Genomic DNA, 23,778 nt, shown 5'->3' with positions numbered 1-23,778 from the left:
CCCATATCGGCTATGAATCTTCACTGATTGCACATGATTGTTAGCCAACCGAATACTTAGCCAGCTGAATAATTAGCCACCGCAGCACAGCTGGTTTTAGGTAATATTGTGGCAGCGTATCATTTGAACGCTAGATAATTTTATTCTGTTCACTTCATTGACTTAACTTAATCTTCTGCAATGCTTAAATTCATCTAAAGTATTATTATTAATAATCAATTTTTCGACTATTTTGATGTGTATACGCACAATAATACGTCTTAATTTTATGTGGTACGAATGAGCAATAATGAGCATAAAAAATTTCTACTAGCTGACAACCTTAAAGCCATCGCCGTATCGTTTTTGTCTGTTGTTCTTGTTAGCGCAGCGCTTGGCCTATTAATGTTCTCAGTTATAAAGGAACACGAAAAAGCCCGTGCCGAAGATATATTGTCAAACGTGAACATGGTATTTAAAGATGCTGAGGCCGCATTAGATTATTTGAACGCCCATTCCTATTACTCCTGCAGTGAAGAAAATTTAAACGAAATGCGACGCACTTTGTTTCGCTCTCGTTTCGTGAAAGAAATTGGTTTCTTTGGCGATGGAAAGTTATTGTGCAGTACTTACCTAGGGGTTTTAAAGCAGCCTATAGACGAAGCAATCCCAGATTTTGTCACTGCTTTGGGGGATGCATTTTGGATTAATACGCCGTTAGAGCTATTTGACAACCAGTCTAAAGGCACTATTGCAAAGCGTGGAAGATACAATGCTGTATTAGATATGGATGGGGTCATTGGTCTAAACTTTAGTCACGATTGGGCGCTCTTTTACAAAGCGGATAAGCTATTCCATATGGCAGGGAACGCCTCTTTAATGCCACAGAGCATGGGCCCAGGTGTCGCAAAACTTGATACCAGTTACTTCTCTCTAAGTTTGATAAAGTGTGATAAATATTATTCTGCCACTTGTTTGAGCGTGGTACCCGACCAGGGCCGAATTTTTAATATTCATAAAGGCAAATTAGTGTTGTTCGTTTGTGTCATGTTAATGACGGCGGCATTATCTCATATGCTTACGTTTAATTACTTGAGACGCAGACGTTCATTAGAATCGCGTATTAGCCGTGGGCTTAAATCGGGTAAGTTTTATTGTTTGTACCAGCCATTCGTAATATTAAAGTCTGGCGAAGTAGTCGGCTGTGAAGTATTGAGCCGATTCGAAGATGAATTTGGCCCAATTTACCCTGACGAATTTATACCTCAAGTCAAAGAGTTAGGTAAAACATGGGAGTTCACTACGGTCATGATTGAATCGGCAATGATGGCCCTCAATGAGAACAAGGATATTCCAGAAGGCTTTAAAGTGTCATTTAACCTGTTTCCTTCAGACTTTATGAAAGATGAGTTGCTCGACTTAGACTGGGTGCTCACTATGAATGACAAGAATTTTAAATTGGTTCTTGAGATAACCGAAGATGAGCAACTTGCCACAGGCAGTGCGGTTAAGCATATAAAAGCCCTCAAAAGCAGAGGTTTTTGGATGGCCATCGACGATTTTGGCGTAGGGTATTCGAACCTTAGCCAACTTAAATCTCTAAAATGTGAGTTTTTAAAAATCGATCGAAGTTTTGTGATGGACATGGAAGATCACAGTATTCGCTCCTCTTTAATCCCCCATATTGTCAGTATTGCCGACGAATTGAGAGTGACATTGATTGCCGAAGGTGTTGAAAACACTGAGCAGTGTCAGGAACTGGTGAACATGAATGTTGAGTATGGGCAAGGGTGGTTATTTGGTAAACCGCAATCGGTTGAGAATTTAGCAAATACCATTGCGCTGTCGTCCCAAACCCATTAATCGGTTGGCGTGCCAGTCGTTCCGCGATACCATGCAGTTATTGTTAAAAGACGAAGAACGGCTGCATGCAGGACGTATTACATTGCCGCAAAATCTGTAAAATTTATCAAGAAGGCGAGAATAGTACGCCTGTCCTTAATAACATTTCACTTTCTATCAATGCGAGTGAGCATGTAGCCATTTTAGGTAGCTCTGGTTCAGGAAAAAGTACCTTGCTGCATTTGCTTGGCGGTTTAGACACGCCCACAAGCGGTGAAGTGTGGTTTAAAGGTGAGTCACTAACCCATTTAAATGCGAAACAGCTAGCAGCCTTGCGAAACAAGGAAATGGGGTTTATTTATCAATTCCATCACTTGCTAGGTGAATTCACTGCGCTTGAAAATGTTGCCATGCCCCTTCGAATTGGCGGCGAGAGTGCTACTGCCGCTAATGCAAAAGCAAACGCCTTACTTAACGATGTAGGGCTTTCTCACCGTGCTGATCATTTACCTAGCGCGCTCTCAGGTGGCGAACGTCAAAGGGTTGCCATTGCACGGGCATTGGTCACATCTCCTTCAGTTGTTCTTGCTGATGAGCCAACCGGTAATTTAGATGCCACCACAGGTGAACAGATTTATCAGTTGTTGAAACGCTTAAGTGAGCAAAAACAAACGGCTTTTGTTGTGGTAACACACGACATTACGCTTGCTAATCGTATGGACAGAGTACTTCGCATTAAAGATGGTGAATTACTAAACGCCGCAACAGAGGAACAACCCTAGTGGCGCTGGCATGGCAACTTGCTAAACGATTTCGTCGAGCCAAAGTCCAAAATCGTTTCATCTCATTCATTTCTATGTCTTCAACCGTAGGCATAGGCCTCGGCTGTTTCGTGTTAATTATCTTGCTAAGTGTCATGAACGGTTTTGAGAAAGAGCTAACGCAACGTATTTTAACCGTTATTCCTCATGGCGAGATATATAGCACCGACAAGACGGGTATTGAGAACTTAGATGCGCAGCTGTATCGACTTAATCAAGACCCTAGAATTGCTAAGGTTGAGCCTTACACCGAGCTTACCGGCATGTTGCAATTCAAAGGTGAGTTAAAGGCGATTTCATTGACGGGCATTGCAGCAGATGCGCAAAACACTTTCAGCCGGCAAGTAACGAACGAGCATTGGCAAAACTTCGCGCTAAACAGCGACAGTGTGCTGATAGGTAAGGGAATTGCCAACAAGCTTAATATCGTGGTGGGTGATACCGTACAGGCGCTTATTCCCGTCACCACGAAAGATTTACGCTTTAGCGCACCTACATCAATAACGTTAACAGTTGCAGGCTTCATGCATGTTGGCGGCGAGCTAGATAATCAACTGGGGTTAATGCACCTTGCGAAAGCTTCCGCGGCCGCTGGCATAGATGGCCAAGCATTGGGTATGCGCTTCACATTACACGATCCATTTTCGGCCTATATCACCATGCGAGATATAGGTTATAGCTACCCTCAAGCGGTCTATATGTCAGATTGGACCCGTACCCAAGGCCATTTGTACAACGACATTCAGCTCGTTCGCACCGTTGTGTATATTGCATTGGTGCTGGTGATTGCCGTGGCGTGTTTTAACATTGTGTCGTCATTAGTGATGGCAGTACGAGAAAAACAACCTGCCATCGCTATCTTAAAAACCATGGGCGCGACCGACACACTAATTCGGCGCACGTTTATGTTCCAAGGTGTGCTGAATGGGCTCATTGGTATAGTAGTAGGGGTAACCCTTGCTGTTATTATTGCCCCTAATCTTTCACGTATTGTGAAGTTCTTAGAGGGTGTTTTTGGGGTAGAAGTGTTATCAGGCGATATCTATTTTATCAATTTCTTACCTTCTGCACTTATATGGCAAGACGTGGTAGTCACCTGTGTGGTCGCCATCATCATGTCCGTATTAGCAACTTGGTACCCAGCCCATAAAGCGACGAAAGTGTCTCCCTCTCAATCCCTTCATTAAAAGTGTTTGATCAAACGTGCTACAGCGCCGATGTGCTTAGCAATGTATTTAAAACAATCAGTACATCACAATTGACAAGTGCATGCCTACTGGGCAATACAATGGAATAGGCAACAAAAAAGGGTTAGCAAATTGAAGTGCTAACCCTTTTGTCATATTCGAACGGGAAGAGGGGATTAGGCGTTCTTATCAAACTCGTTGAAATTCACGTCTTCTTCTTTTTCACCGGCATGTTCGTTGTAATAAACATCTTCATCAAGCCCACCTTCGCTTTTCGCGACTACGCATGACACCATACAGTCACCCGTGATATTTACCGCAGTACGGGTCATATCAAGTAAGCGGTCGACACCAATAATCAGTGCTATACCTTCAACAGGTAGGTTAACTTGCTGCAATACCATGGCAAGCATGATTAAGCCTACTCCTGGCACACCAGCCGTACCAATAGAGGCTAGGGTAGCGGTTAATACCACCATCATGTAATCGCCTAGACTCAAATCCACGCCATAAACTTGTGCAATAAATACGGTAGCCACGCCCTGCATAATCGCGGTGCCATCCATATTTATGGTAGCGCCCAACGGAAGGGTGAAAGACGCGACTGAATTGTTAATACCCAGTTTGTTTCGCGCCGTTTCCATGGTCACTGGCAACGTAGCGCTACTGCTTGAGGTACTAAACGCAAACAAGGCTGCATCGCGCATTTTTTTCAGCAGCACAACTGGGCTCAAGCCGCTCAATAGTTTGAGCAATATTGAGTAGGTCACTAATCCATGAATGATAAGCACACCAAATACTAAGAAAAAGTATTTTGCCAAGCTAAAGATGGTGTCGCCACCAATGGTAGAGAATAGTTTAGCCATCAACACAAACACACCGTAAGGCGCTAGGTTCATGATGATGGTTACCAGGCGCATGATAACCGTGTTGATATCTTCAAAAAACGCACTGACTCGCTTGCCGGCTTCGCCAGTCATTGCCATTGAAATACCGAATAACACAGCAAACACGATGATTTGAAGCATGTTGCCTTGCGCCATCGAATTAATAGGGTTACTAGGAAACATATTAACGATTACGTCACCAAGACTGGGTGCAGTCTTCGCTTCAAAAGACGTTTCAGTGGTTAGGTTTAACCCTTCTCCTGGAGAAATAAGTAAAGCCATACTCATTGCCAGTGTGATTGCTATTGCAGTCGTGACAACATAAAGCCCAACAGATTTAGCGCCTAAACGACCTAATTTATTTGGGTCGGAAAGTGTACTGGTACCGCAAATAAGCGAAACAAATACTAATGGCACCACCAACATCTTTAAACTAGCGATAAAAATCTGCCCAAGGGTAGAAAATATACCATCTACAAAAATGCTATACGCAGAGAACTGGAAACCAAATACCGAAAAAGTGAAATCTCCGCTATCATCGAATAATAGTTGAAGGAGCACACCAATCACGATACCGGCAATCATGCCGATAAAGATTCTGGTGGTTAAACTAAATTTATGTGCAGATTGAGACATTAAAATTCCCTGTACATTTTTATATTTTTATTTAGTGTGACAGATTCTATTGATTTTAAAACATAAAAAACGACCCAATTGTCATTTATAGAGGTTCAGGAACGAATTATGCGACAAATTACGCGAGTCTTGTCTAAGACACTCTGGCTATTTAGTGCAATATTTATACTAACAGCGTGCGGGGGAGGCGATTCAGTCTCTAGAGATGATAGCGATGGATCAGATGATGGCAGTGGTTCCTCCGCTACTGTTAATGTCGTATTAACCGTTCAAAACGCCAGCGGTGAAACTGACCGCAACCTAACCTCCGACAATTCTCTTACCGTTATTGCCACTGTTACCGACACCGACGGTGTAGCCCAAGCCGACCAACTTGTCACGTTTGCAGTAAGTAATAGCGACCTAGCCGTGTTCGGGAACGATACCGGTACAGCGCGAACCGATGACAGCGGAGTCGCAAGAATAACTATTAATGCTAGTACTGCCTCAGGTGATGGTGAAATCACAGGTAGCTTGAGCAGTGGTGAAAGCGGCTCTACTACTTTTTCGGCAGTGGGCAACGTGACGGTAAGTGAAGAGCCTGCGTCGTTGCAATTATACGCCAGCGCAGTTCAATTAGCCTCAAGTGGTTCTGATGATATTGAGCTAATCGCTTTAATTAAAAATGAACAAAGTGTTTTAATGGAAGGGATTGACGTTAATTTTTCAGCCAGCAATAACGCGGGTGTTGAATTACAGTTGACCCAATCTACCACTACCGCTGATGGTACAGCCAGAGCATTAGTGTCTACTCAGAATAACGCGTCAAACCGAACGGTAACGTTAACAGCACAAGCTGGCGCTTTAGTTGAAACGGTTGATATTGTGATTACCGGCACGGAAGTGACAATTAATGGCGCAAGCTCAGTCATCTTAAATGACACCGCTGATTATACATTGCGTGTACAAGATTCTGATGGCGTAGCCATTGTGAATCAAACGATTCTGCTAGAAGCAACCAATGGTTCACTAAGTGAAACGTCGGTGAATACCGGTGCTGATGGACAAGCTACGATCACCTACACAGCAACTACGTCTGGCGAAGATACCATTACAGCTTCATCGCTTAATGCCGCGGTAGAGTTTGATTTAGACGTTCAACAAGATGAATTTAGCTTTGTAGTAGTACCAGATGAAGAAATATCGTTAAATGAAGCGGCTACTATTAGTGTTCAATGGTTACAAGATGGTATTCCGGCTGCGGGTAATAATGTGACATTTAGTACTTCTCGTGGAGAAATAAGTGGAACATCGCTTGTAACAACCGATGCTGATGGTATGGCCTCTATCTCAATAGAGTCTGACAATGCCGGTTTTGCTTCTATTACCGCCACAGGTACTGAACCTGACAATGACGCTACGGTTAACGCGGTTGCGCAAGTAGAATTTATCGCAGTTGAACCATTCACCTTAATAGCAGATGCTACGCCTGATCTTATTGGCCCTGATGGACAAACAAGTACCATTACTGCAGTTGTTAGAGACCCTTCAGGTAACCTAGTTAAAAATACCGTGGTTAACTTTAACGTTGATGACGTCTCTACAGGTTCTATTTCACCTTCTCAATCGACCACCGACAGCAGCGGTATTGCGTCAACAGTATTCACCTCTGGCGCGCCCTCAAGTGAAGATGCAGTTATTATTCGTGCTTCTGTTGCGAGTGATGAATCTATTGCTGATGAAGTGTTCATGACTGTTGGTGATAGAGCGTTTGATATCTCCATTGGCACGGGCAATGAAATCGAAGAGCCTGACTCAACCACCTACCTTAAACGCTTTGCTGTGTTTGTTTCTGATTCAGCAGGGCAGCCTGTTAGTGGCGTTGAGTTAACCGCATCTGCTACACCAGTAAAGCGTGTTTTAGAAGGGACATATTTAAAAGGGAACTGGTATTGGGATGAAGACGAGTCTATTTACAAGCCTAATGTAACCGCCGAGTGTGATAATGAAGACATCAATGGCAACGGTATTCTTGACGTGGGAGAAGATACAAATGGTGATGAATTCTTAACCCCAGGTATAGTTGGCACGTTGTCATTTGCTGAAACAAATATAACGGATGAAAACGGCCAAGCTGAGCTTGAGTATCGTTATCCGGCAAATTACGGTTATTGGTACGACATGGTTATTACGATTTTCGGTCAATCGACAGGGAGTGAGGCTAGCCAAGATCACTATTATCGATTAGGCGTTTCTTCTGAAGACTTGACCAATGAGGGGGCAGGATTACCCGCTAACCCCTTCGGTTCTTTAGCGGACTGTACTACATTCAACTAACAAAAAAGCCGGCGTAAGCCGGCTTTTTTATTGTTAAAACAATAACTAATCTTGTTGGAATGGATATACAGAACCCAACTTTAATAACTGGGTAAGTTCATCTAGCGCTGTACGCGATTCAATAAGCAATTGAGGGTCACGTAAATCGTCTTCAGCGAGTACATCACGGTAATGTTTATCTACCCATTTGTTAAGACGTGCAAACTGAAGGTCGTTAATTAAGGTTGATGGATTTACCGCATCGAGCTCTTGGTCATTCATGGCTACACGTAAACGTAAGCAGGCAGGGCCGCCACCATTACGCATACTTTGCTTAACATCAAAATAGTTTACCGATTTTATTGGCGTGCCCAAGGTAACTAGCTTGTCTAAATAACGCTTAACCGCTTCGTTTTCTTCACAGTCTGTAGGTGCAATAATCGTCATATCACCATTAGGTAAGGTGATGATTTGAGTATTGAAAAGATAAGTTTTAATGGCATCTTGAACTGATACTTCGTCAGTAGGTACTTCAATAAGATGAAGTGGTGAATCACCAAACTTAGTTTGTAATTCTTTTAGCCCGACCTCTTTTTTATAAAAAGCTTGGTCATGGTAGAACAACACGTTCTGGTTGCCCACAGCGATTACATCGTTATGGAAAACCCCTTGGTCGATAACATCAGGGTTTTGCTGCATGTACACCACGCCTTCTTCGCTTAACCCATGTAAGCGAGCAACAGCTTGGCATGCTTCTAATGTTTGGCGGGCAGGGAATTTAGTGGGCGCTGGTTTGCTTGGGTCGAAAGCGTGACGGCCATAGACAAAAAGCTCTACACCCGCATGACTATAATTCGAACACAAGCGAGTGTGGTTTGCCGCACCTTCGTCACCAAAATGTTCGTTATCTGGCAAGTGGAGGTGATGAGCAAAGTGTTTTTCATTTGCGAAGGTCGCTTTTAAAATATTGCCTGTCACTTGCGGCTCTAACGAACGATGAAACTTGTTTGTTAGGTTTGCAGGTGTAAAATGCACGCGGCCATCAGCTGTATCAGCGCTTGGAGAGACTGTAGCGGCGTTTGCTGTCCACATGCTTGATGCAGAGCAACATGCTAGAAAAATCTCTCTAGATTGCTTTGCAGCGCTTTCTAGCACTCTAGCATCTGAACCAGAAAAGCCGAGTCGACGTAATGCAGCTATGTCTGGGCGTTCTTGAGGGGCAAGTACACCTTGCATCATGCCCATGTCAGACAAGGCTTTCATTTTAAGTAAACCTTGTTTAGCTGCTTGCTTAGGGCTACTAACTGCATTGGCATTGTTCAGAGAAGCAACATTACCAAACGAGAGTCCGGCGTAGTTGTGGGTTGGGCCGACAAGCCCATCAAAGTTAACTTCAAATTGCTTCATACTTTCCCTCTATTTGGTGTTTGAGCGTTTGACCGCTACCCTATAAATGCACAACCCATGATTTTGGGCGTATTTATAGTGAAGCAAACGTCTCATTTTTTGTTAGCCGCGAATTAATAAGCATAATAAATGCCTGTTAATTACTAGGCGCAAAGGCATAATGGCTGGCATTATACGGTTTTTATACGCCTTGCCAATCGAGGTGGTTGAAAAGTGAACAGGAATTGGGCGGGATTGAAGCAATCGCAAGAATAACTATTAAGAAGATCTTGTTTTCCATTCACTTTGTCGATATATGTTAAAAAAGCACGGGCAGCCTAATAGCACAGTCTACGGGCCCTTTATCTTTGAGAATGACTAAAATAGTCCTTTAGAATCAATAGGTTTAATTCAATTATATGGCAAAATCTCTAGTCATAGTCGAGTCGCCAGCCAAAGCGAAAACGATAAATAAATATCTTGGTAAAGATTTTATCGTAAAAAGTTCTGTCGGCCATGTTCGCGATCTGCCTACGAAGGCATTGGGTAAAGTTGAGCCCAAAAAGCCAGCGAAAGAACTCAAAACTTATAGCGAAGAAGACAAACAAGAATATCTTCGCAGACATGAATATTTAAAACTTGTTGACCGCATGGGTGTAGACCCAGAACAAAACTGGAAAGCCCACTATCAGGTTTTGCAGGGTAAAGAAAAAGTGGTTAACGAGCTTAAACGCTTGGCCAAAGACGCTGACACTATCTATCTCGCAACGGATTTGGATAGAGAAGGGGAAGCTATTGCGTGGCATTTACAAGAATTGCTGGGTAGTAAAGGCAAAACCTATCAGCGGGTGGTGTTTAACGAAATTACCAAAAACGCTATTCAAGAAGCCTTCTCAGACCCCGGCGAAGTTAATGTTGCTCGTGTAAATGCACAGCAAGCTAGACGTTTCCTCGACCGCGTTGTTGGCTTTATGGTGTCGCCATTGCTATGGAAAAAGATAGCACGTGGCTTATCTGCGGGCCGTGTTCAATCGGTTGCTGTTCGCCTAGTGGTAGATCGTGAGCGCGAAATTAAAGCGTTTGTTCCAGAAGAGTTTTGGGATATTCACGCCGACTTAACCAGCGAGCAAAAAGCGGCGCTGCGTATGTTGGTGGCCAAACATGAAGGCAAAGCGTTTAAACCGGTCAATAAAGCGCAAGCAGACAAAGCATTAGAAGATTTGAACGGCGCTAAGTACTTAGTTGAAAGCCGTGAATCTAAGCCTACGTCTAGCCGACCTTCAGCGCCGTTTATTACTTCAACGCTACAGCAAGCTGCGAGTACGCGTTTAGGTTTTGGTGTTAAGAAAACCATGATGATGGCGCAGCGCTTGTATGAAGCGGGTTACATCACTTATATGCGTACTGACTCAACGAACTTGAGCCAAGAAGCGCTTGATAATTGCCGCGCGTATATCGAAGACAATTTTGGGAGCAAATACCTACCAGAATCACCGAATCGCTATGGCAGTAAAGAAGGCGCGCAAGAGGCGCACGAAGCCATTCGTCCTTCAAGTGTTAAGGTAAATGCTGCCCATTTAGGTGATATGGAACGGGATGCTCAGCGTTTATACGAGCTTATTTGGCGCCAGTTCGTTGCGTGTCAAATGACGCCGGCTAAATATGATGCTACCACTATTAGAGTAGGTGCAAACAATTACGAATTAACGGCGAAAGGCCGTGTGTTGAAGTTTGATGGCTGGACACGTGTTCAACCGCAGCTTCGCAAAAAAGGTGAAGAAGAGTTGATGCTGCCTGATGTTCAAAAAGGCGATGTATTAAACTTAGATGCGCTTGATCCTAAGCAGCACTTCACCAAACCCGTGGCGCGTTTTAACGAAGCGTCTTTGGTAAAAGAGTTAGAAAAACGAGGCATTGGCCGACCTTCTACTTACGCAAGTATCATTTCTACCATTCAAGATCGTGGTTATGTTCGCCTTGAAAATAAGCGTTTTTATGCTGAAAAAATGGGTGAAATTGTTAACGACCGTTTGATGGAAAACTTTGATGACCTAATGAGTTTCGACTTTACCGCCAACATGGAGCAACAGCTTGATGATATAGCGGAAGGTAATAAAGATTGGAAAGACGTACTCAATCTGTTCTACAGCGATTTTTACGGCAAGTTACTGAATGCCGAGAAAGCCCCTGAAGAAGGCGGAATGCGCCTTAATCAAGCTATTCCGTCGGGTATTACGTGTGACAAGTGCGGGCGTGAAATGAACGTGCGTACCGCGTCTACCGGCGTTTTCTTGGGCTGCTCGGGTTACAACTTACCGCCAAAAGAACGTTGCACTAACACCATGAACCTAACACCAGGTGATGAAGTGGTGAAAGTTGATGACGAAGAAGAATTAGAAACCGAAGCGTTACGCGCTAAGAAGCGTTGTCCAATATGCAGTACTGCGATGGATAGCTACTTGGTGGACGAAACCCGTAAGCTGCATGTGTGTGGTAATACACCGACCTGTGAAGGTACCTTAGTTGAAACCGGTACGTTCAAGATAAAAGGTTACGACGGCCCTATTATCGAATGTGATAAGTGTGGCAGTGACATGGAGTTGAAAAACGGTCGCTTTGGTAAATACTTCGGCTGTACTAACGAAGAATGTAAAAACACGCGTAAGTTATTACGTAACGGTGAAGCTGCACCACCTAAAGAAGATCCGGTAGATTTACCTGAACTTCCATGTGAAAAGTCGGATGCGCACTTTGTACTACGCGATGGCGCTTCAGGTATTTTCATGGCGGCGCATAATTTCCCTAAATCTCGGGAAACACGTGCACCGAAAGTGGAAGAGCTGGCGCGCTTTAGAGATAGAATATCTGAAAAATTCTATTACCTAGCCGATGCACCGCAAAAGGATCCGGAAGGTAACCTTGCCATTGTTCGCTATAGTCGTAAGACGAAGCAGCAATACGTGATGTCGGAAAATGAAGCGGGTAAAGCCACAGGTTGGTCGGCATGGTATAACGACGGTAAGTGGGAAACACAAGCCGCCAGTAAACCTGCAGCTAAAACCAAAGCGAAAGCCAAAAAGAAATAAAGAGAAAAGTAACAAAGAGATTTAGTATATGGCCTCGTTACAGGATCAATTATTAAAAGCCGGCATAGCAGACAAAGGTTCTGCTAAGCAGGCTCGTGCTGAAAAGCGCAAAAAGAATAAGCAAAAGACAAAGAACAACCAAGGTGTGGTGGACGAAGCGACTATCGCTGCTCAGAAAGCCGCTGAAGAAAAGAAAGCCCGTTCACGTGAGCTGAACCAGTTGCAACAACAAGAGCGTGAAAAGCGCTCTATTGCAGCGCAAGTGCGTCAACTCATTGATGTGAATAAACAGCCGCGAAAAGGCGATACCGTACTGAATTTTACTCACGATAATGTTGTGAAGCGAATGTATGTAAGCGCTGAAATGCACAAGCAAGTGACTAAAGGCCGCTTAACCGTGGTGATTTTAGGTGATGCTTATGAACTTGTGCCTACACCTGTAGCGGATAAAATTGCGCAGCGTGACGATAGCTTTATTATCTACCGTGCCGACTTAGACACCAGCGACAGCGATGGTAAAGAAGAAGCGCAAGATGATTGGTATGCCGACTACGACATTCCAGATGATCTAACTTGGTAACGAAATTCGGTCTTGGTCACGAAACTCTGACCTTGTATAGAAATCCAGACCTTGTATAGAAATAAAGTGGCGTGAAAATCTTTTTCACGCCATTTTTCTTTCTGGTATCTTTTTCCTTTTTCCTTTTTCCTGTCCCTCTTTGATTTTCATTCGACTGTTCTCGCTAACCAACTTTCATGGTCTATCACCGTCTCTAAAATGCCAGTGTTTGACTAGCACACCAACTTATCCATGTTTCAGTCACCGGTACGCCGTTAGCTTGCCAGTGCATTTCTAAAGGCACGGACAGCGGCATAGTAAGCGATATAAACTCACAACCTTGTGTTTGTAAATTCTTAATGCAGCTAGGCACTAACGCAACATGTTGTGTACTGGCTATGTGGGTTAGTAGCGCTTGCATACTACTGGGCTCATTACTTACTTTAGGTTGTACTTTCACGCGGTGGAATGCACTGATAATGGCATCAAATAAGCTGGATGCTTGTTCACGGGCAAAAAGAGTGAGTGGGTAAGGTGCTAAGTCAGCCATATTCACGCTGCTATTTTTCGACAATGGGTGCGCTTCAGACACCACAAGAACAATAGGATCATCGGTTAAATGTTGCTGATTGATTAAACCACTATAGCCGCCATCGATAGGTCGTGAAAAGCCTATATCTATTCTGCCTTCACTAAAAGCTTCTAGTTGCTGTGCGGCAGTCATTTCAAATATTTGTACATCAATGAGTGGCTCACTTAGCGAGAAGCGTTTTAATAATTCGGGCATAAAATGCGCGCAGGCGGAACTTAAGTAACCAATACGCAGCAACCCCTGTTTACCGTTCGCAACGCGCTGGGTTTCATATTGAGCTTGTTGGTAATGGGCTAAGATATCTTCAACATGGCGAAGAAATACTTTTCCAGGTGCAGTTAACTCCACATAACGCGTAGTACGCTCAAAAAGCTTAACGTTTAGGGATGACTCTAGTGCATTAATATGGCGGCTAACCGCGCTTTGAACAGTATGTAAACGCGTAGCAGCTAATGAAAAGCTTTTGCATTGAGCTACTTCAACAAAGGTGTACATGTGCTTTAGGTTCATGAAAGCTAGACTCGTACCGTTAGATTAATGCTGAATATGCATTAAAGGTGTGTAAAATTATCATTTAACGGATAGATTGCCAATGCGTAAAATACAAGCCGAGTTAATTTAGTTTCAATGGGGTTTTATGCAGTTATCACGTTTTGGAGAAATCACTTTATTAGTGATTTCAATGTTAACCATCATGGTTGGGGCGGTATTAGCGCCTGGATTAAACTCTATTGCACCTGCCCTAGGTGTAAGTGAATTTGCACCCTTGCTCATCACCTTGCCGGCATTAGGCGCTATTTTATTTGCATCATTTTTTGGAAAAATCATTGATAGTGTTGGGGCTCGCAAAACCCTAGTCATAGCCTTGTGGGGATACTTACTATTAGGTATTGGTGGTATTTGGGTATACGGCCCGTTATGGGTAAGTATCGATCGAATTTTATTAGGTGGTTTTGCTGCAGGAGTAATGGCATCAGGCACCGCGATTATTTCACAGTGGTACCACGGCAAATCTAGGCTTTCTGTCATTGCTAAACAAGGCATGGCCATTGAACTAGGCGGCGTAATAATCCTGTTTTTAGGTGGCTTGTTAAGTGAAATTGATTGGAGAGCGCCGTTCTTGCTCTACGGGCTGGCATTGGTTTGTTTGGTGCTAACTGCGATTAGCATTCCTCGTAAAGAGCCTGAAACTCAGGGTGTTACTATTATCGAAAGTGGCCAGATTAATGAAAACTTACGGTCTGTCTTACTCAATGCCGTATTAGCCATGTCACTGTTTTTTAGTATTTTTATAACGCTGCCCAGTCATCTTGGCGATTTAGGTTACAGCGAAGCCGAAACGGGCTATTTACTGTCTTTTATATCATTAATGGCGGTTTTATCTGCACTAGTTATGCCACATGTGGTTAATGCTAAATCTGAGAAAGTAACGTTATTTTTGGCTTTTTTAAGCTTTGCCGCAGCCCATGCAATCTTCGCTATTGCTGAAACCACGAGTTTACTTGTTGTGCCATCGCTATTTGCAGGTACGGGATTCGGGTTTTCTATACCACTACTTAATCATGCCACCGTTGAGCGTAGCTCTGATACGAATATGGGCAGGAACTTAGCGTGGTTTGCCATGGCGGTATTTTCGGGACAGTTTTTAACCTCGGCACTTGAGTTTTTACCTGTGACTGACAGTGGTGTATTCACTGTTTGTGGGGCAATTGGAATTCTTTGCTCAGTTTACGTGTTGAAAAAAAAGAGTAATTGAGTAACTTATAGAGTAAGTAAACAGTGTTAGCACTGTTTACTTACTCAAAAAGCTACATAGCGACATAAGTATGATGAATTAAGCGCACTTAGCTAAATAATCATTAAGCCCAGCTAAATATTGCTCTTTTTCCGTAGATGTTAGCCAGCTTGCTTTAAAGCTGTTTGCCACTAACGTACTAAGTTCCTCTTGACTGAATCCACCCTCTTGCTGCAGCGCAATAAGGTTTTCATTTAAATAAGCACGAAAATAGGAAGGATCGTCTGAATTAATCGTTGGCATTAATCCACGTTCAAGCATGGTTTTTATTTCGGTTGAGGTTAGTGATTGCACTACGAATTGATTCGACACTGGGCAAATGGTTAACCCAATATTTTTTTGTTTCACTAAGTCGCATAATGCGTCTGAGGCTAAAATATTTACGCCGTGATCTATTCTGTCTACATCGATATCTTCTAATACTTGGCGAATGTGCTCTAGGGTATTGTGTTGGTTCACATCGCAATGCATAGTGAGTTTTAATCCCCACTCACGGGCTTTAGCAAACACCTCTGCAAATTTAGATGGTGGGTTATTGTGTTCATCTGAATCTAATCCCACACCTATAAGTTTACTCAAATGAGGTTCAGCCATGAGTAAGTGTTTCATAGCCGACTCGGCCGACATGTCACGTAGAAAACACAATATAAGATTACTTTGTACACCAAGCTTGGCACTTGCATCTAGTTGCGCTTGATAGATACCGTTAATCACAGTATCGAAATCTACACCACGAGATGTATGTGCTTGGGGGTCGAAAAAGAGTTCAACATACACAATCTGCTGCGCCGCGGCTTTTTCAAAATAAGCCATGGTAAGTGCGTAAAAATCTTCCTCTTCAATTAGTACACTCATACCTGCGTAATAGATATCTAAAAAAGAAGGCAGGTCGTGAAAGTGGTAAGCGGCAATCATTTGCTCTGGGGTTTCAGCATTAAGACTTATGCCATTTTTCTGAGCTAGTGCAAAGCTCAGCTCTGGTTCTAACGTGCCTTCAATATGAACATGTAGTTCGGCTTTTGGCATCTTTTGTATAAATTCTTGCATATGGCCTCGAGTTGTTTTTATTGGATATCAGACGTAAAACGTGCTCAGTGTTCAATACAGCTGGCGCAAAACGCTGTGTAGTACAGCCTTATGAGTAACGCTAGATCTAAAGCTCTGGTTTCTAATGCAATAAATACGCCTTAGTTCAAACGCATAGTAATTTACAAAATAGCTTAAGTGATTAATTATGATAGATAAATAATGATTCCAGTTTGCCTTTATGTGCAAGTGTTTAATGGCAAATATTTAGTAAATAAGGTGATTTAAATAGCATGGAGGTGTTTTCGCGTTAATGGCATTACGCAACAATAAGTGGCAGATGCATCGAGTTAGTGCAAGGTTTTCATTTGTACTTATGTGGGAAGGTCTGCGACAAAGCAGACCTTCTCTTGTGAAATTCGCTATTGTATTTCCATGTCGAGATAGCCTTCGCCGACATACCTATTGCCGAAGCGGTCGCTGCAATCCATGTCCGATTGCTCTTTTTGAGCTGCAAGGTAGGCATCAGAATGGGTGCTATTTACAATGATGCCGGAATAGGTGCGTGGGGGTGTGCCTGAGAAAGTTGTACCAGAACATTTCACCGTATATTTCCAATTAGCTAATTGTGATGAAAATGACGTGGTTTTGGTTGCGGTTGAGTAAGTATAACTGCTTGTTGTTTCAGTGGCTTCCCAGGTTTTTGATAATGTTGAAGCGCTAAAATCAGCATAGTAAGGGAGGTCATGTAATAGTCCATTGACCGATGCGAGTTCATTTCGACCAAGTTTGCAGTCAAAAACGTCATAGGTGTAAGACACTTTATCGTCACCATTTAGGGTCACTAACGATTCCAGGAAACCTCTGCTTCTTACTCCATTTTTGGTTTCTTTAAAATCGCAATTCGCATCTTCTTTTATCGTAATATTAATATCAGGATAAGTTAACTCCATGTAGACGTACTTGTGATGGTAGCTAACGTTTAATTGGGGAGTGAAGTATCGTAAAATATATTGATATTCTATTGATTCTAAATAGTTATCGGTTCTGTAACTATTGCTAATTCCCGATAATTTCAGCAGTTTTTCTGAGTAGTCACTTATGCTTACATCGTTTATTTTAGCAAGTAGGCTAGCAAACGGAGGTATAGAATTTTTATGTTTGATTTGCGCTTCGAAGTACGTATCTAAAAGTCGTCGATTTACATTCACGCTTTCATTAGAGTTCATAATTACCTTTTTCGCTAACGCTAGAAAGCTGCGTTTTTTAGTAAGTGCAAATGCATTCATGTATCCATCAAATGACGCTTGGCTGACAAAAATTGCTTTTTTAGCAAGTACAGCCTCGTTTCGGTACACCCCATTTTTATGTTGTGCGAGATAGCGATCGAATCCTGCTACGGTATTTTTCTGTTTAGCCGTTTTGAAGTCAGCTTCATCAAGTAGTGCGTAGCGTTTGGCCTTAAGCTTGTTTATTTTGTCTTGAGGAATACCTGCAAGGTGTTGTTTATCATTCAAAACTTTATTAATCGATTTCACCGACGAACCAGAAACTAGGCCAGCGTAGCGCTGATTTAATCTTAAGTTATTTTCTCGATACGAAATCGCTTTTTGTGCGTCAGCAAGCCGTGATAACAAAATCTTTTTATAAATCCAACCTTCGCCGTTATAAACCCAGCCATCTTCTATTTTTTCGGATATGATAAGCGTACCTTTCTTGTGCTTATTGATTATTTTTCCGCGAGTAGAAGGCCGATTTCGTTGGTTGACGATAGGTGATTTAACTACAAACCCATAATAATTATCTTCGCTTAACACTCGCTTTATGCTTTCAAGCTTGTCCATACTTTGCGCGTTATTAATTGCTTGTATCAATACGTCATGGTTAATCAAACTCATGTATGGCTTAACGTTTTTAGTAAAAGTGGTGACAGCGTTATTAGTTAACGCATCATGGATTTCTTTTTTTGTGGTGAATATGTCACTTTTTATTGTTGCGCCAACCCGATTTAATAATTCATTATCAATTTTATTGTTTACATAAAAGTCGCCGTCAGAGGCCGCGCCTACCACAATATAGGGAACAAGCACTGTCATCAGTACCATGCCGCCAGAAACTTCTGAGTCGTGAAACACTGAGTTTTCAGGTATGTTTTTATTGGCATCGCTGAAGCAAGGTTTTGAACGGTTAGTATCTGTTAATACTAAACAATCAATAAATGTATCGCCGTTAGCTATTTCTTTCCCTTCGTTTTGCTTTAACAGCTTTATCAGTGCTAGCCGGCTTATTTTTTTCGCGGAAATATCGACGACGTCGATGTTATCTTTGGTGAGCTGAAAGATAACTTGCAACTCTTTATGTGGAAGCTTTTCATTAGCATATTTGAATTGAGTATTTGAGCCTAATGATGAAAGGTTTTTCATTTGTGATGCATTGTTCGATGAACAAGAGGCAATAAAAATGGTTAGGGCGATTAATGTGGCTTTGCGAAAAATACAGCTGTCTTTCATAAAGGTGTTCTTGATTAAGTTATAGTTATCCGCCTATTAAAACAAAATAGAAAAATACCTTCCTTCCTCAAATCGCGCATCATTAGTCTGCTATATACCACCTTTTATATTTAACTTACTTATTAACCTAGTTATTAGCTTTTCACCATTCTCCAGTGTTTTCAGTATGGATCGAATGCTCAATAATAGGGTGTTCAAAAGGGTAAGTCGCTAATGCACGGGTGATCTTGTGAACGTTTATCTGAACAAATCGTTCCGCGCCAGCAAAATCCATCAATTTAGGGTGATCCCATAAAATGGTGGCTTCACCACTAATGAAAAGGATGTCGCCGTTGCTTTCGTCAATAAAGCATAAGCCAACACGTCCATCAGATTCGATATTCCCTAAGGTATTAAAAAATTTATTCCCGCTAAAGTCAGGAAACAAAAGTGTATTACTTTCTACTTTTACAAACCCTGGTTTTCCACCGCGATGAGAGACATCTAATCCGTGACGGGGATCAACGGTAAATTGGCTATGCCGTGAAGCGATGTAAAATGTATCAGCCTGAGCTACTAGCAAAGCATCGTTCTTCGTTAACTCGTTAGATTGCGCATGCTGAGCCTTAACGTTTGAATTCGTGCTTGAGCTGGCAGCCAGTGCGGGCGCAACATCACGGAGCAAGGTATCTCGGGGATGTATATACTGAGGACAGTTTCCATAACTTTGTTCTACTTGAACTCGTATAATACCGCCCCGATTGTGAAGTATTAGTCCGTTAAGCCTGTTACGGCGGCGGGTACTCAGCTGTAACCCAAGTAGCGCAATTTTACTGCCAGTATTCACATCTAACTGTGCGGTATCATTGATTAACCAATCTACATTGTCGCTTAAGGCCAAAGAAAGCTGAGTAGGCGATGGCGACTCAATGTAGTGATGATCGTCTACATTAGTATGTTCGCCCCAAAGTGGTATCGCCCAAGGATGACCATGACTATCTACTACACCAGCCACCATAAAGGGGCTACTGCAAAAGAACGCACGGTGCTGTTCTGGCATAAAGGGGCGAATAAAGCCTTTCGTCTGCTCACCGATACGCTCAGCAACGCCTAAACGTTGCTGAATGCGATACTCCTCAGAGTGAAAGGCACTTGTATTGATACTGTTCATAACGAACCTTAAAGTCTGTAATCCGCTGTCGCGGAATTTGCCATAGGGATAAAATTATCCAGCGATTCAATACGGTTAATCCAAGCTTGAATGGCGGGGTAAGGTTGCAACGAAACCCCACCTTCAGGCGCGTGGGCGATGTAGCTGTACATGGCAATATCAGCGAGAGTCAGCCTATTAGTAGCCAAGTATGCTTTAGTGCTCGATTCGATACGTGATTTGGGGCCTGATTCTATATTTAATTTGGGACCTAATAAGGTATCTTCCATCACTGGTAGTAAGGTTTTAGTGGTTGCTAGTGCGGTGGGGACGTCGATATTGGCACCAAAAACATATTCAAGACGAAGCGCCGCAGGGCCTTTGGCGAGCTCACCGGCAGCTACCGAAAGCCAGCGTTGAACATTGGCTTTTTCAATTGCTGTCGTACCCATCCAAGGATAGTCACTGCCGTAAGTATCGGCTAAATAAACAATAATGGCATTGGAGTCTGAAACGGTGTGTTCACCATCAACAATCACCGGCACCTGTCCGAAAGGGTTCTTGGTAATAAAGTCGGCAGACTTATGCGCACCGTTTACCATATCAAGATTGTGATTCTGGTAACTAATACCAAGCAGAGACATAAACAACTCTACCTTGTGACAGTGGCCAGATTTCGGGTTTCTATAATGAATAATCGGGTTATTTTTTAGTGTGTTATTAAGCGCATTTATAGATAATGAAGTCATTGATATTCGCCTTATAAACCAAGTGCGGTAAGACTTGGGAAATTAAGTGGGCGGCTATCGTCCTCCCACGTCAGCTTACGTTCGATGTCATTGATAGGGTGGTCGTTAATACTGGCAATGCGGCGCTGCATTAACCCTTCTGGGTTGAACTCCCAATTTTCGTTACCATAGGCACGAAACCATTGACCTGAGGCATCTTGATACTCATAAGCAAAGCGCACTGCGATACGGTTTTCAGCGTGTGCCCACAGTTCTTTAACCAACTTATAGTTAATTTCTCGCGCCCATTTTCGTGTTAAAAAGGCCTCAATTTGTGCTGTTCCGGTAATAAACTCAGCACGGTTTCGCCACTGACAATCTGGTGTATATGCTGCTGCAACTCGCTTAGGCGAACGACTATTCCAGGCATCTTCTGCCATACGAATTTTTTCAATAGCGGTGTCTCTTGTAAAAGGGGGAATTGGAGGTCTCACAAGCTCATCCTGGTGATTTAAGTTGCAGTAAGTATGATTGCTTGATAAAAATAAATAATTACTCAATTTTGAAATTTATAATTTCACTTTTTGAAATAATAAAGTGTGTAGACTAGTTAGCTAAACCCGTTAGCAGAGAGCAAATAGCCCGTTATGGATAGAATACAAGCTATGTCAGTATTTGCTGAAGTCGCCAAGCTTGGAAGTTTTGTGAACGCTGCCGAGCAATTGTCGATGTCACCTCCGGCGGTAACGCGGGCTGTCGCTACCCTAGAAGCCCAGTTGAACACACGATTATTTCATCGTACTACACGTCGTATTCGTTTAACCGAAGCGGGCATACAATATCTTAATGACGTACAAAGAATCCTGGCAGATATTGCGCAAAGCGAGGCCGCTATTGCGGGGGTTCAACTATTGCCCAAGGGCACGCTGAGTGTGACGGCACCGGTTTTATTCGGTGAGCTTTACATCACGCCAATTATTGCTCAGTTTTTACGAGATTTTCCTGAAGTGAATGTGCATGCCTATATGTACGACAACATCGTTGATTTACTCGATACAAAAATTGATGTGGCAATAAGAATTAGTAAGCCTAAAGACTCTGGGTTATATGCCACTACGGTGGGGTATGTAAGAAAGGTAACCGTGGCTTCTGCAGAATATCTAGCTAATGCCCCAGCGTTAAGCACGCCAGAAGATTTAAAACATCATACCTTGCTGTACCCAAGTGACTTTACTGAACCGCCGGTATGGAATTTCAAGCGCAATGGCAAAACGGTAGCAATTCGGTTGCAGCCAAGATTTGAGTGTAACCAAAATCGTTCAACAATTAGCGCCGCAAAATCTGGACTAGGTATAACTCGCCTTATGTCGTATCAGGTTGCAGATGCGATAAAGAAGGGCGAATTAGTCAGTGTGTTAGATGCGTTTAATGACGCTAAGTTGCCCATACAAGTCGTCAGTCTTGAAGGCCGTCATAACTTAGAAAAAGTGAAAAAATTCGTGGAATACGTCAAAAATGCTTTAGCAAAGGACATGTACCTGAATCCATAATTTCACGTTATTTCTTTTTGTGATCCCCATTTGTTACTTGCCTTCATTAATGACCTCGTTTCTCTCTCGCTCGTAGGTGTCATAGCTCTTTTGATATTGAGCTTCGCACTCTTCTCGTTGTGCGCCATAGAGTTTACGGCATTCTTGAAGACGGTTCTCTTGAGTGGCCTCATATAAGTCTTGCGATGTGCAGGCGAATAATAACGGGGATGCAGTTACCACTAAAGCGAAGGACGCGAGTTTGCTACTAAACATAAATTACCTTTGCGAAGAGAAGTGCCATTCTCATGGCTTATAGATAATGGTTATGACGGTACAAATCCCATTTGGTTCATTGATTTATCCGTCCATTTTTTAATGCTATCTTTATGCAGGTTTGATAAAACTAGCCCCATTAATAAAGAGTAAATAACCAGCCTTATGATTTCTTGGAAAGTACTAACATTTAGCCAGCTCAATACCCATCAGTTATTCGAGCTTATGAAACTTCGAGTAGATGTGTTTGTGGTAGAGCAAACATGCCCATACCCTGAACTTGATGAAAAAGACAGGCATAGCGATACGCGACATTTATTAGGCTTTAACGGTGACATGTTAGTCGCTTATGCCCGTTTGATACCTGCGGGTGTGAGCTATCCTGGCGTCAGTATTGGCAGAGTGGCTACCCATGCAGATTTCAGAGGCAATGGTGCAGGGAAAAATTTGTTAGCTGAGGCTATCAAGCAGTGTGAAAACTTGTGGCCGAAAGAAGATATTGAAATTGGTGCACAAGAATACTTGTTAGCCTTTTATCGTAAATTTGGTTTTGTGCAAACCTCTCAAATGTATTTAGAAGATGATATACCCCACGTAGATATGAAGCGTAAAGCTGTAGCTTGATTCAAGAGCTTGATCCACGTACTGCTGAAGGAATAAGGGCTGGTTAATACCAGCCCTTTAAAATAGCGGTAACCGTTATTGGTTGGGAAGCATTTCAACCAATTCGTTTAAATCATTCACGTTGTAATCTGGCGCAATCGCCAATGGATACAATACCTTTCCTGGGCGTGCAATAAAGGCAGCTTGCCAACCGGCTTGTTTAGCGCCAGCGATATCCCAACCGTGTGCTGCAACCAACATGGCATCTTCAGGTTTAACTCCCATTTTTTCAGCAGCCCATGCATATGTGCGAAGATCAGGTTTGTATAGATTGATATCTTCAACACTTAAGCGATGTTCAAAAAATTCAAGCAAGTCAGCATTTTTGAATTGGGTATACACACCTTGGTTAGAAGAGTTGGTCAAGCTTACCAGTGTATAACCTTTATCTTTCAACGCTTGTAAGCCACTACGTACATCTGCATGAGGCGGTAAGCTACGAAGTGGGGTAACAATAGCGGTTTTCGCTTGTTCTTGGGTAAGCGGAATACCTTCTATTTCAGCCACCATCAATAACGACGCCACACCAATTTCACCGAAAGTGTGAAAACGCTGGGTGGTAGAGTCTACTAGTGAGTGATGAAGCATAGTTGAAAACCACAAAGGTAGTAACTCATTGCGTCCCCCCAATGCTTCTCCCACTGAACTTCGCATTGCCGTTAGGTCGAGCAGGGTTTCATTCACATCGAAGAATATAACTTTAGGAGGTACAGGCTTAGCCTTTTCCATTGTGGTGTCAGTAGGCTGTTGAGCATAGCTTGAAAATAACGGCAATATGAGTAGTGCCGCAGTAATAAATCGTTTCATAAGGGGGCCTCTTTGATGAGTAAGCTAAGTAAGCGAATGACTAAT

General features: G+C 42.7%; 19 protein-coding genes. 9 read left to right on the top strand and 10 right to left on the bottom strand.

Annotated elements, in window-relative coordinates; translation table 11 throughout:
• The first annotated feature begins 279 nt into the window (after positions 1 to 279).
• From R1T43_RS12555 to R1T43_RS12545, 3 genes are all read left to right on the top strand, one after another.
• Positions 280 to 1,842, top strand: a complete 1,563-nt coding sequence (locus R1T43_RS12555) for an EAL domain-containing protein (RefSeq protein ID WP_317349348.1) — start codon at positions 280 to 282, stop codon at positions 1,840 to 1,842.
• Positions 1,843 to 1,907: 65 nt separating this feature from the next.
• A complete protein-coding gene (lolD, locus tag R1T43_RS12550; RefSeq protein WP_211070700.1) occupies positions 1,908 to 2,603 on the top strand; it encodes a lipoprotein-releasing ABC transporter ATP-binding protein LolD in 696 nt (231 codons plus the stop codon).
• Positions 2,603 to 3,829 (top strand): lipoprotein-releasing ABC transporter permease subunit, encoded by a 1,227-nt coding sequence (locus R1T43_RS12545; RefSeq protein ID WP_317349344.1) that lies wholly within the window; start codon positions 2,603 to 2,605, stop codon positions 3,827 to 3,829. The genes lolD and R1T43_RS12545 overlap by 1 nt, the downstream gene beginning before the upstream one ends.
• Before the next feature lie 176 nt (positions 3,830 to 4,005).
• On the opposite strand, the gene R1T43_RS12540 is transcribed toward R1T43_RS12545, so the two are convergent.
• Positions 4,006 to 5,352, bottom strand: a complete 1,347-nt coding sequence (locus R1T43_RS12540; protein ID WP_317349343.1) for a dicarboxylate/amino acid:cation symporter — start codon at positions 5,350 to 5,352, stop codon at positions 4,006 to 4,008.
• A gap of 108 nt (positions 5,353 to 5,460) precedes the next feature.
• Here R1T43_RS12540 and R1T43_RS12535 point away from each other — a divergent pair, with 108 nt between their 5' ends.
• The gene (locus R1T43_RS12535) at positions 5,461 to 7,668 is read left to right on the top strand and encodes an Ig-like domain-containing protein (RefSeq protein ID WP_317349341.1); all 2,208 of its coding nucleotides are present in this window, start codon (positions 5,461 to 5,463) and stop codon (positions 7,666 to 7,668) included.
• A 45-nt stretch (positions 7,669 to 7,713) separates the two neighbouring features.
• Here R1T43_RS12535 and astB read toward each other — a convergent pair whose 3' ends face one another.
• Positions 7,714 to 9,054, bottom strand: coding sequence for an N-succinylarginine dihydrolase (gene astB, locus R1T43_RS12530; protein ID WP_317349339.1), 1,341 nt, complete (start codon positions 9,052 to 9,054; stop codon positions 7,714 to 7,716).
• 398 nt (positions 9,055 to 9,452) lie between these two features.
• Between astB and topA the strand changes: the two genes are divergently transcribed.
• On the top strand, positions 9,453 to 12,119 hold the full coding sequence (topA, locus tag R1T43_RS12525) for a type I DNA topoisomerase (RefSeq protein WP_317349338.1): 2,667 nt from the start codon (positions 9,453 to 9,455) through the stop codon (positions 12,117 to 12,119).
• 28 nt (positions 12,120 to 12,147) lie between these two features.
• Complete coding sequence (locus tag R1T43_RS12520) at positions 12,148 to 12,699, top strand: DUF2058 domain-containing protein (RefSeq protein WP_211070706.1); 552 nt, start codon at positions 12,148 to 12,150, stop codon at positions 12,697 to 12,699.
• A gap of 193 nt (positions 12,700 to 12,892) precedes the next feature.
• Here the strand turns inward: R1T43_RS12520 and R1T43_RS12515 are convergent, their stop codons facing one another.
• Positions 12,893 to 13,780, bottom strand: a complete 888-nt coding sequence (locus tag R1T43_RS12515) for a LysR family transcriptional regulator (RefSeq protein ID WP_317349335.1) — start codon at positions 13,778 to 13,780, stop codon at positions 12,893 to 12,895.
• 127 nt (positions 13,781 to 13,907) lie between these two features.
• Between R1T43_RS12515 and R1T43_RS12510 the strand changes: the two genes are divergently transcribed.
• The gene (locus tag R1T43_RS12510) at positions 13,908 to 15,026 is read left to right on the top strand and encodes an MFS transporter (protein ID WP_317349333.1); all 1,119 of its coding nucleotides are present in this window, start codon (positions 13,908 to 13,910) and stop codon (positions 15,024 to 15,026) included.
• Positions 15,027 to 15,104: 78 nt separating this feature from the next.
• Here the strand turns inward: R1T43_RS12510 and add are convergent, their stop codons facing one another.
• The 5 genes from add to R1T43_RS12485 form a co-directional block, all read right to left on the bottom strand.
• Positions 15,105 to 16,112 carry an adenosine deaminase gene (add, locus tag R1T43_RS12505; RefSeq protein ID WP_317349329.1) on the bottom strand — a complete coding sequence of 336 codons (1,008 nt, stop codon included), beginning with the start codon at positions 16,110 to 16,112 and terminating at the stop codon, positions 15,105 to 15,107.
• 401 nt (positions 16,113 to 16,513) lie between these two features.
• A complete protein-coding gene (locus R1T43_RS12500; protein ID WP_317349325.1) occupies positions 16,514 to 18,601 on the bottom strand; it encodes a hypothetical protein in 2,088 nt (695 codons plus the stop codon).
• 142 nt (positions 18,602 to 18,743) lie between these two features.
• On the bottom strand, positions 18,744 to 19,751 hold the full coding sequence (locus R1T43_RS12495) for a pyridoxamine 5'-phosphate oxidase family protein (protein ID WP_317349322.1): 1,008 nt from the start codon (positions 19,749 to 19,751) through the stop codon (positions 18,744 to 18,746).
• An 8-nt stretch (positions 19,752 to 19,759) separates the two neighbouring features.
• Positions 19,760 to 20,479 (bottom strand): glutathione S-transferase, encoded by a 720-nt coding sequence (locus R1T43_RS12490; protein WP_317349319.1) that lies wholly within the window; start codon positions 20,477 to 20,479, stop codon positions 19,760 to 19,762.
• An 11-nt stretch (positions 20,480 to 20,490) separates the two neighbouring features.
• Positions 20,491 to 20,952 (bottom strand): nuclear transport factor 2 family protein, encoded by a 462-nt coding sequence (locus R1T43_RS12485; RefSeq protein ID WP_317349316.1) that lies wholly within the window; start codon positions 20,950 to 20,952, stop codon positions 20,491 to 20,493.
• A 153-nt stretch (positions 20,953 to 21,105) separates the two neighbouring features.
• Between R1T43_RS12485 and R1T43_RS12480 the strand changes: the two genes are divergently transcribed.
• The gene (locus R1T43_RS12480; RefSeq protein WP_317349313.1) at positions 21,106 to 22,008 is read left to right on the top strand and encodes a LysR family transcriptional regulator; all 903 of its coding nucleotides are present in this window, start codon (positions 21,106 to 21,108) and stop codon (positions 22,006 to 22,008) included.
• A gap of 33 nt (positions 22,009 to 22,041) precedes the next feature.
• Here R1T43_RS12480 and R1T43_RS12475 read toward each other — a convergent pair whose 3' ends face one another.
• Positions 22,042 to 22,263, bottom strand: a complete 222-nt coding sequence (locus R1T43_RS12475; protein WP_317349311.1) for a hypothetical protein — start codon at positions 22,261 to 22,263, stop codon at positions 22,042 to 22,044.
• A 165-nt stretch (positions 22,264 to 22,428) separates the two neighbouring features.
• On the opposite strand from R1T43_RS12475, the gene R1T43_RS12470 reads away from it, so the two are divergent.
• A complete protein-coding gene (locus R1T43_RS12470) occupies positions 22,429 to 22,887 on the top strand; it encodes a GNAT family N-acetyltransferase (protein WP_211070714.1) in 459 nt (152 codons plus the stop codon).
• Positions 22,888 to 22,962: 75 nt separating this feature from the next.
• Here R1T43_RS12470 and R1T43_RS12465 read toward each other — a convergent pair whose 3' ends face one another.
• Positions 22,963 to 23,733: a haloacid dehalogenase type II gene (locus R1T43_RS12465; RefSeq protein WP_410548973.1), complete on the bottom strand. Its 771-nt coding sequence runs from the start codon at positions 23,731 to 23,733 to the stop codon at positions 22,963 to 22,965.
• Positions 23,734 to 23,778: the final 45 nt, after the last annotated feature.

The sequence above is a fragment of the Alteromonas sp. CI.11.F.A3 genome, assembly GCF_032925565.1.
GTDB lineage: Bacteria > Pseudomonadota > Gammaproteobacteria > Enterobacterales > Alteromonadaceae > Alteromonas.
Note: the sequence above shows the minus strand (reverse complement) of the source record. Positions and strands in the feature narration are given on the sequence as shown.

Excerpts from the sequence above, each read along its gene's own strand:
- R1T43_RS12470 (WP_211070714.1), top strand. The coding sequence starts at position 22,429 with ATGATTTCTTGGAAAGTACTAACATTTAGCCAGCTCAATACCCATCAG.
- R1T43_RS12475 (WP_317349311.1), bottom strand. The coding sequence starts at position 22,263 with ATGTTTAGTAGCAAACTCGCGTCCTTCGCTTTAGTGGTAACTGCATCC.
- R1T43_RS12465 (WP_410548973.1), bottom strand. The coding sequence starts at position 23,733 with ATGAAACGATTTATTACTGCGGCACTACTCATATTGCCGTTATTTTCA.
- R1T43_RS12535 (WP_317349341.1), top strand. The coding sequence starts at position 5,461 with ATGCGACAAATTACGCGAGTCTTGTCTAAGACACTCTGGCTATTTAGT.
- R1T43_RS12540 (WP_317349343.1), bottom strand. The coding sequence starts at position 5,352 with ATGTCTCAATCTGCACATAAATTTAGTTTAACCACCAGAATCTTTATC.
- topA (WP_317349338.1), top strand. The coding sequence starts at position 9,453 with ATGGCAAAATCTCTAGTCATAGTCGAGTCGCCAGCCAAAGCGAAAACG.
- lolD (WP_211070700.1), top strand. The coding sequence starts at position 1,908 with ATGCAGGACGTATTACATTGCCGCAAAATCTGTAAAATTTATCAAGAA.
- R1T43_RS12495 (WP_317349322.1), bottom strand. The coding sequence starts at position 19,751 with ATGAACAGTATCAATACAAGTGCCTTTCACTCTGAGGAGTATCGCATT.
- R1T43_RS12510 (WP_317349333.1), top strand. The coding sequence starts at position 13,908 with ATGCAGTTATCACGTTTTGGAGAAATCACTTTATTAGTGATTTCAATG.
- R1T43_RS12480 (WP_317349313.1), top strand. The coding sequence starts at position 21,106 with ATGGATAGAATACAAGCTATGTCAGTATTTGCTGAAGTCGCCAAGCTT.
- add (WP_317349329.1), bottom strand. The coding sequence starts at position 16,112 with ATGCAAGAATTTATACAAAAGATGCCAAAAGCCGAACTACATGTTCAT.
- R1T43_RS12520 (WP_211070706.1), top strand. The coding sequence starts at position 12,148 with ATGGCCTCGTTACAGGATCAATTATTAAAAGCCGGCATAGCAGACAAA.
- R1T43_RS12555 (WP_317349348.1), top strand. The coding sequence starts at position 280 with ATGAGCAATAATGAGCATAAAAAATTTCTACTAGCTGACAACCTTAAA.
- R1T43_RS12500 (WP_317349325.1), bottom strand. The coding sequence starts at position 18,601 with ATGAAAGACAGCTGTATTTTTCGCAAAGCCACATTAATCGCCCTAACC.
- astB (WP_317349339.1), bottom strand. The coding sequence starts at position 9,054 with ATGAAGCAATTTGAAGTTAACTTTGATGGGCTTGTCGGCCCAACCCAC.
- R1T43_RS12490 (WP_317349319.1), bottom strand. The coding sequence starts at position 20,479 with ATGACTTCATTATCTATAAATGCGCTTAATAACACACTAAAAAATAAC.
- R1T43_RS12515 (WP_317349335.1), bottom strand. The coding sequence starts at position 13,780 with ATGAACCTAAAGCACATGTACACCTTTGTTGAAGTAGCTCAATGCAAA.